Origin of the sequence: Flavihumibacter stibioxidans, assembly GCF_014332695.1 — a bacterium.
In the GTDB taxonomy this organism is placed as follows: Bacteria; Bacteroidota; Bacteroidia; order Chitinophagales; family Chitinophagaceae; genus Flavihumibacter; species Flavihumibacter stibioxidans.
The window spans coordinates 280,360-286,699 of record NZ_MBUA01000028.1; the positions used below are offsets into that span (position 1 = coordinate 280,360).

6 protein-coding genes, 2 rRNA genes and 1 pseudogene (1 of these 9 cut by a window edge) are annotated in these 6,340 nt (G+C 45.4%); 2 read left to right on the forward strand and 7 right to left on the reverse strand.

Going from position 1 to position 6,340, the window contains the following annotated elements; all coding sequences use genetic code 11:
• The first annotated feature begins 29 nt into the window (after window positions 1–29).
• Together rplI and BC349_RS16905 are read left to right on the forward strand one after the other, a co-directional pair.
• A complete protein-coding gene (gene rplI / locus BC349_RS16900; protein WP_187257960.1) occupies window positions 30–476 on the forward strand; it encodes a 50S ribosomal protein L9 in 447 nt (148 codons plus the stop codon).
• Between the two features lie 256 nt (window positions 477–732).
• Window positions 733–1,167 (forward strand): RNA recognition motif domain-containing protein, encoded by a 435-nt coding sequence (locus BC349_RS16905; RefSeq protein WP_187257961.1) that lies wholly within the window; start codon window positions 733–735, stop codon window positions 1,165–1,167.
• A 137-nt stretch (window positions 1,168–1,304) separates the two neighbouring features.
• On the opposite strand, the gene BC349_RS20190 is transcribed toward BC349_RS16905, so the two are convergent.
• From BC349_RS20190 to BC349_RS16935, 7 genes and pseudogenes are all read right to left on the reverse strand, one after another.
• Window positions 1,305–1,820: a diacylglycerol/lipid kinase family protein gene (locus BC349_RS20190; protein WP_343063772.1), complete on the reverse strand. Its 516-nt coding sequence runs from the start codon at window positions 1,818–1,820 to the stop codon at window positions 1,305–1,307.
• A pseudogene (locus BC349_RS20195) lies at window positions 1,821–2,111 on the reverse strand (diacylglycerol kinase family protein); the annotation flags it as partial.
• A 24-nt stretch (window positions 2,112–2,135) separates the two neighbouring features.
• Complete coding sequence (locus BC349_RS16915; RefSeq protein ID WP_187257962.1) at window positions 2,136–3,212, reverse strand: DDE-type integrase/transposase/recombinase; 1,077 nt, start codon at window positions 3,210–3,212, stop codon at window positions 2,136–2,138.
• Entirely contained in the window at window positions 3,209–3,502 is a 294-nt protein-coding gene (locus tag BC349_RS16920) for a transposase (RefSeq protein ID WP_187257963.1), read from the reverse strand. The genes BC349_RS16915 and BC349_RS16920 overlap by 4 nt, the downstream gene beginning before the upstream one ends.
• Window positions 3,503–3,664: 162 nt before the next feature.
• Window positions 3,665–4,069, reverse strand: a complete 405-nt coding sequence (locus tag BC349_RS16925) for a hypothetical protein (RefSeq protein ID WP_187257964.1) — start codon at window positions 4,067–4,069, stop codon at window positions 3,665–3,667.
• A 145-nt stretch (window positions 4,070–4,214) separates the two neighbouring features.
• Window positions 4,215–4,326 (reverse strand): 5S ribosomal RNA (gene rrf, locus BC349_RS16930).
• A gap of 95 nt (window positions 4,327–4,421) precedes the next feature.
• Window positions 4,422–6,340: ribosomal RNA gene (locus tag BC349_RS16935) — 23S ribosomal RNA — on the reverse strand (it continues 964 nt past the right edge of the window).

The window sequence follows — 6,340 nt, forward strand, 5'->3', positions numbered from 1 at the left end:
TGGGCCCTTGGGATACTAAAAAAAAGAACATGCAAATTATTCTCATTCAAGACGTAGACAACCTGGGCGGTAAGAACGAGCTCGTAAACGTGAAGAACGGATACGCACGTAACTACCTCATACCCAAAAAGTTGGCAGTAGAAGCCTCTCCCTCTAACCTTAAGCAACTCGAAGAGAAGCTGAAAGTGCAGAAGAAGAAGGAAGATAAAATGCTGGCTGAGATCAACCAGGTTATTTCCAAACTGCAGGAAAGTGCGTTGAAACTGGGTGCCAAGACAGGAACCAGCGGAAAAATCTTCGGAAGTGTTACTTCCCTGCAGATAGCCCGTGCCATCCGTGAGCAGAAAGGTTATGAAATTGACCGTAAAAAGATCTCCATTGCCGATGAGGTAAAGGAACTTGGTCAATACAAAGCCGTTATCGACTTCGGAAATGGCAAATCAACTGAGGTTGAATTTGAAGTTGTAGCTGAATAAGCCTCAATTTCCCGGAATACAGAAAAGGGTATTTAACATACAGGCCACTTCAGGGTGCCGGGTATGTTAAATACCTTTTTTTATATTTTCAATTTTTTTATCTTATAAAACAATTTCATTACCTTCGTTAAGGTTCCTTAATGATCTTAACAGTATCACATGCTTCCCAGAGCGTTTCCAAGTAAATGATTTTCTGGTTTCTTGTCTCACTGTGCTTCATTATGGGTTTATTTATTGGTTCAAAAAAAATTAGAAAATGAACATTTACGTTGGCAATCTCAGTTGGGATTTAACTGAGCAGGATCTGTTGGAGATGTTTGCCCCTTACGGCGAAGTTATTTCCGCAAAAATCGTTACAGACAAATTCAACAACAACCGTTCTAAAGGATTTGGTTTTGTTGAAATGGCTGATTCAGAAGCTGGTAATGCTGCTATTGCTGCATTGCATGGTACTGAAGTTATGGGCCGCAGTATCGTTGTGAACGAATCACAACCACGCGAAGGCGGTGGTGGTGGTGGATTCAAGAAGAAAAGCTTCGGTGGCGGCGGCGGCGGTAGTCGTGGCGGTTACGGTGGCGGCGGCGGCGGTAGTCGTGGCGGTTACGGTGGCGGCGGCGGCGGTAACCGTGGCGGTAGCGGTGGTTACGGCGGTGGTCGTGGCGGTTATGGCGGCGGCGGTCGTGATTATTAATCATTGGCTCAATCATCCAAACAATATGGGTCTGGCTATGCCAGACCTTTTTTTATGCTCCGCTGTGATGTAAATATTTCTATCCGGGTAAGGATGCCTTAGATACCAACAAAACTTGTAAAATCTACACAGTTCTATTAATAGATAAACATGAATTTTTGCCTGGCAATACTGATTTCAAAATTTTCCGCCTGAATTAATTCCCCATCAAGCTGGGCAGGTAGCATACAGTTTGATTGGATCTTAACCTGATCGATCAATCGATAGTCTATAACCGGCAAACCAATATGGTGTCCTTTTTTTACACGGGACAATAATTTTATGCGTTCGGTCAGTTGCAATGGGCTGCAACAAAGAAGATTAAGCCAACCATCTGCCGGGTCTGCCTGAGGTGAAACCAGGAAAGCTCCACCTGTTCGAGGTGCATTACTAACCTGGCACAATAACAATTTGCCGGATTTCAAGATTTGCTGCTTACAGCTAATTATAAAAAAAGGTTCTCTGTAAGTGAATATAGTTCTTAGTACTGCCAGGTAATATCCGAGTGTACTACCCAGGAGTCTGATCGTGTTCATCAGTCCCAATACTTTCCCATCGAATCCGATTCCAACTGTGTTAAGAAAATAATTACCGTTACAAATACCGGCATCCACCGGTTTGGCTATTGCCTGAAGGACAAGTTTTATCTGCTCGCCCGTACTGATATCACCATAAAGTTTCCATGCAAAATCATTTCCGGTTCCACCTTTAAACAGGACCAGGGGAATATTATTGAACTGGAAATGATTAACAAAATAATTGAGGGTGCCATCACCACCGATCAACCATATCTCCGTAAAAGCGGTATAGTTGGCGGGCCAGTTATCCCGGAAAACAGCATGGCTGTACCCTGATGTTTCCAAATGAGATTTAATCTGCCTGAGAATGATGGAGGAGCGTCCCTTACCGGCGAAGGGTGTCTTAAACCCCTAAAAACTGGACAAAAGGTCGATATTGGTTAGACACTTTTTCTGTTTTTCACCGCTGCCGTCAAAGGTAGCCTCGCCTCTGGAAAAGTAAAGGCTATACGTAGCGGCGATGGCATACGCTTCGGAATCCCGGATCGCCGGCCTTGACTTTTCCTCCGGCTTTTCGGCTAATGGTGGCCTAAGCGGTTCAATAGACCGGTAGTGTTCATCCCACACCTGCATCGGAGTTCTTTTACCAAGGTTTCCATGCAGACGTGTTTCATTGTAAAATTGCTTCCATCGATTCAACACAAGTCCGGCTTCATAAATTGATTCAAATTCATAGCGTTGTTCAATGCTGCGTTCCACCAGGGAATGATACGCCTCGATAAAAGAATTTTCCTCTGGCGTAGCTACATGGGTGAACTCCTGGTTGACACCTTGTTCCTGCAGGTATTCCCGAACAATGGTGGCAATAAACTGGCTGCCGTTGTCATTTCTGAGGGTAATACCTTCGACCCTGTGTTTATAGAGTATCTGGCTCAACAGCCATTTTACCTGGTGCTTGCGCATCTTCCACCACAAAAGCTGCCCCAGGTTTCTACGACTGAAAACGTCCAACACGGTCAACAGCAAGGCATTGCGGCCGGCACCATGTATGTACAGATATTTGATATCCATACATAGCTGCTGCATGGGTGCATCAGCCTGCTGGGTATAGAACTGAACAAACTTCCGGTTGGTGCTTTTGCCGGTTATTTTACTACTGTAGAGCAGACAGCTTTCAGTCATCAGCCGATAAACCTTCTTTTCATTTATTACAAATCCTTCCAGTCTAAGGCATGCGGTCATTTTCTGATACCCATAATCTACAAATTCAATACCCAGGACAAACTTAATGGCAATGACAACGCTTTCATTCCGAAGCAGTTCACCAGTCTCCAGTCGGGTATGGGTCGAGGGTATTCTGCCTTGCCTGCCCTTACGAGCCTGGTAATAGTAACTGCTTTTCGGAACACCGGTCCATTGCAGCATTTTGCTAACCTTTATCTTTCCTTCAAAGAGCTGTATGCAGGATTTTACCTCCTGCTGATTCAACGGCTTTTTTTTAAAAGCTCGGTTTTAAACTCCAGTTCCAATGCCTGATTGGCCACAATACGCTTGAGCCGTTCATTTTCAGCCTGAAGGGCTCTTAATTCCGGATCAACTGTGTGGTATTTCCCTTGGATCCCTGCCACACCCTGCTCATTAAAATCACGCTTCCAGCGATGATACAGCGCAGCGGAAAGATTGTACTTACGAAAGGTTTCCGTTAAACCGATTTGATCTGCTTCCTGAAGAACTTGAAGCTTTTCCTCGGTGCTCCAATTACGTCTTGTTTTTTTCATGACTTCCTAAATTTAATGTACTTAACTGATTTGATAAATCAGTCCAGACATTTAGGGGGCTAGGACAAGGGGTTTTGTAATATGGCGATATTTTTTATCAACAGTAACAGCTATGCAGCTAATATCAGCATTTGGAAGCTAACTGCAAAACAGGTTTGTGAACTATTGTTTCTGTAGTTTATATACGTCAATCCACCCATTGCCATAGCTCTTTGTAATAAAGAGGCTATCACCTTTCACCTGGTCAATATAGTCGCCGTGAAGTATTAGTGTATGATCGAAATCTGTTGTCCATTGAAATGTATTGTTGAATGTAAAATAGGAATCGTCGGGATAGGAAAATGTTCCGGAACCGAGGGCGGGGTAATTTAAGATACTACTGGTTCCTGACCACGCGGGGTAATTGAAGGTGATGGAAACCTCTGCGATCGGGCTATTTTCCTGGTGCAGCCGCTGGAAACTCCCTTTATATGTACCGGCTGGTATATTTGGTGGGGGTTCGGTGCATTTGTGGCAGGCGGCCAGCAACAGGATAATGTATGGGAGGATAAGGTAGTGTAGACGCACGATATTTTTTCAGAATGACCCTGAAAAAAATATATACGTTGTACAAGGCAGATGAATATTGAAAAATAAATGTTGGGCTGGGATGCAGCGCGTTATATAAAGCAAAAGAGCCTTGCAACACAAGTTACAAGGCTCTTTATAATAAATATGGCACCTACCTACTCTCCCGCCTGGTATAGCAGTACCATCGGCCATGAGGGGCTTAACTTCTCTGTTCGGTATGGGAAGAGGTGAACACCCTCGGCATAAGCACCATAAGACATTGGTGGAATGATCCACTTCAATAAGATAACATATTGGGAAGTTGCAATTTCACGGGTATGTAATATTTCCTAATCCATATAGAATTAAAAAATTAAAGCTTACGGGCAATTAGTACTACTCGGCTTTGATGTTACCACCTTTACACCTGTAGCCTATCAACGTCATAGTCTCTGACGACCCTTAAAAGAAAACTCATCTTAAGGTAGGTTTCACGCTTAGATGCTTTCAGCGTTTATCCTTTCCGTACATAGCTACTCGGCATTGCACCTGGCGGCACAACCGATACACCAGCGGTACGTACGACCCGGTCCTCTCGTACTAAGGTCATGTCCTCTCAATTTTCTAACGCCCATCACAGATAGGGACCGAACTGTCTTGCGACGTTCTGAACCCAGTTCACGTGCCACTTTAATCGGCGAACAGCCGAACCCTTGGGACCTTCTCCAGCCCCAGGATGTGACGAACCGACATCGAGGTGCCAAACCTCACCGTCGATATGAGCTCTTGGGTGAGATCAGCCTGTTATCCCCAGAGTACCTTTTATCCTTTGAGCGATGGCCCTTCCATACAGAACCACCGGATCACTTTAGCCTGCTTTCGCACCTGATCGACTTGTATGTCTCACAGTCAAGCACCCTTATACTAATGCGCTCTGCGTACGATTACCAACCGTACTGAGGGTACCTTTGCGAGCCTCCGTTACTTTTTAGGAGGCGACCACCCCAGTCAAACTACCCACCATGCAATGTCCCCCTTCAGGGGTTAGGTTCTAAGCAACAAGAGGTTGGTATTTCAACGATGACTCCACAATGCCTGGCGACACTGCTTCATAGTCTCCCAACTATCCTACACACTTGGTGCTCAAAATCAATGCAAAGTTGTAGTGAAGGTTCATGGGGTCTTTCCGTCCCGTGACGGGTAACCGGCATCTTCACCGATACTACAATTTCACCGGGCTCGTGGAGGAGACAGTGTTCAACTCATTAGACCATTCGTGCAGGTCGGAACTTACCCGACAAGGAATTTCGCTACCTTAGGACCGTTATAGTTACGGCCGCCGTTTACTGGGGCTTCAGTCAGAAGCTTTGGATTACTCCGAACATCCTTCCTTAACCTTCCAGCACCGGGCAGGTATCAGGCTCTATACGTCATCTTACGATTTTGCAGGGCCCTGTGTTTTTGTTAAACAGTTGGTTGAACCATTTTACTGAGACCGCATCGCTGCGGTACGCTTTATCCCGAAGTTACAGCGTCAATTTGCCTAGTTCCTTCTCCACGGCTCACCCGAGCGCCTTAGAATATTCATCTCGACTACCTGTGTCGGTTTACGGTACGGGCGGCATTAGCCTATCCTTAGAGGTTTTTCTCGGTGCTATGATTAGGGTCACTATCTATCCAGCCGAAGCTTTCTAGTACTATCACCTTCGACATCCCGTGCGGATTTGCCTACACAGGATATATCTACGGGCTTTAACGCAGTATTCCGTAACTGCGCGGACCTTTCACTAACACGTCACCCCATCGAAACTAATGCCGGTACTGGAATATTAACCAGTTTTCCATCAGCTGCCCCTTTCGGGTTTGCCTAAGGACCCGACTAACCCTGATCCGATTAACGTTGATCAGGAACCCTTAGTCTTACGGCGAACAAGTTTTTCACTTGTTTTATCGTTACTTATGCCTACATTTTCTTTTCCAACCGCTCCAGCATGCATCACCACACACCTTCAACGCAGATTGGAATGCTCCCCTACCACTCCATACAAGTATGGAATTTAGAACTTCGGTTCGTAGTTTGATGCCCGATCATTTTCCGTGCAGAGTCTCTCGACCAGTGAGCTGTTACGCACTCTTTAAATGAATGGCTGCTTCCAAGCCAACATCCTGGCTGTTTTAGAAACTCCACCTCGTTTGTTCAACTTAACTACGTATTAGGGACCTTAGTTGCTAATCTGGGTTATTTCCCTCTCGGCCATGGACCTTAGCGCCCACAGCCTCACTGCCGCA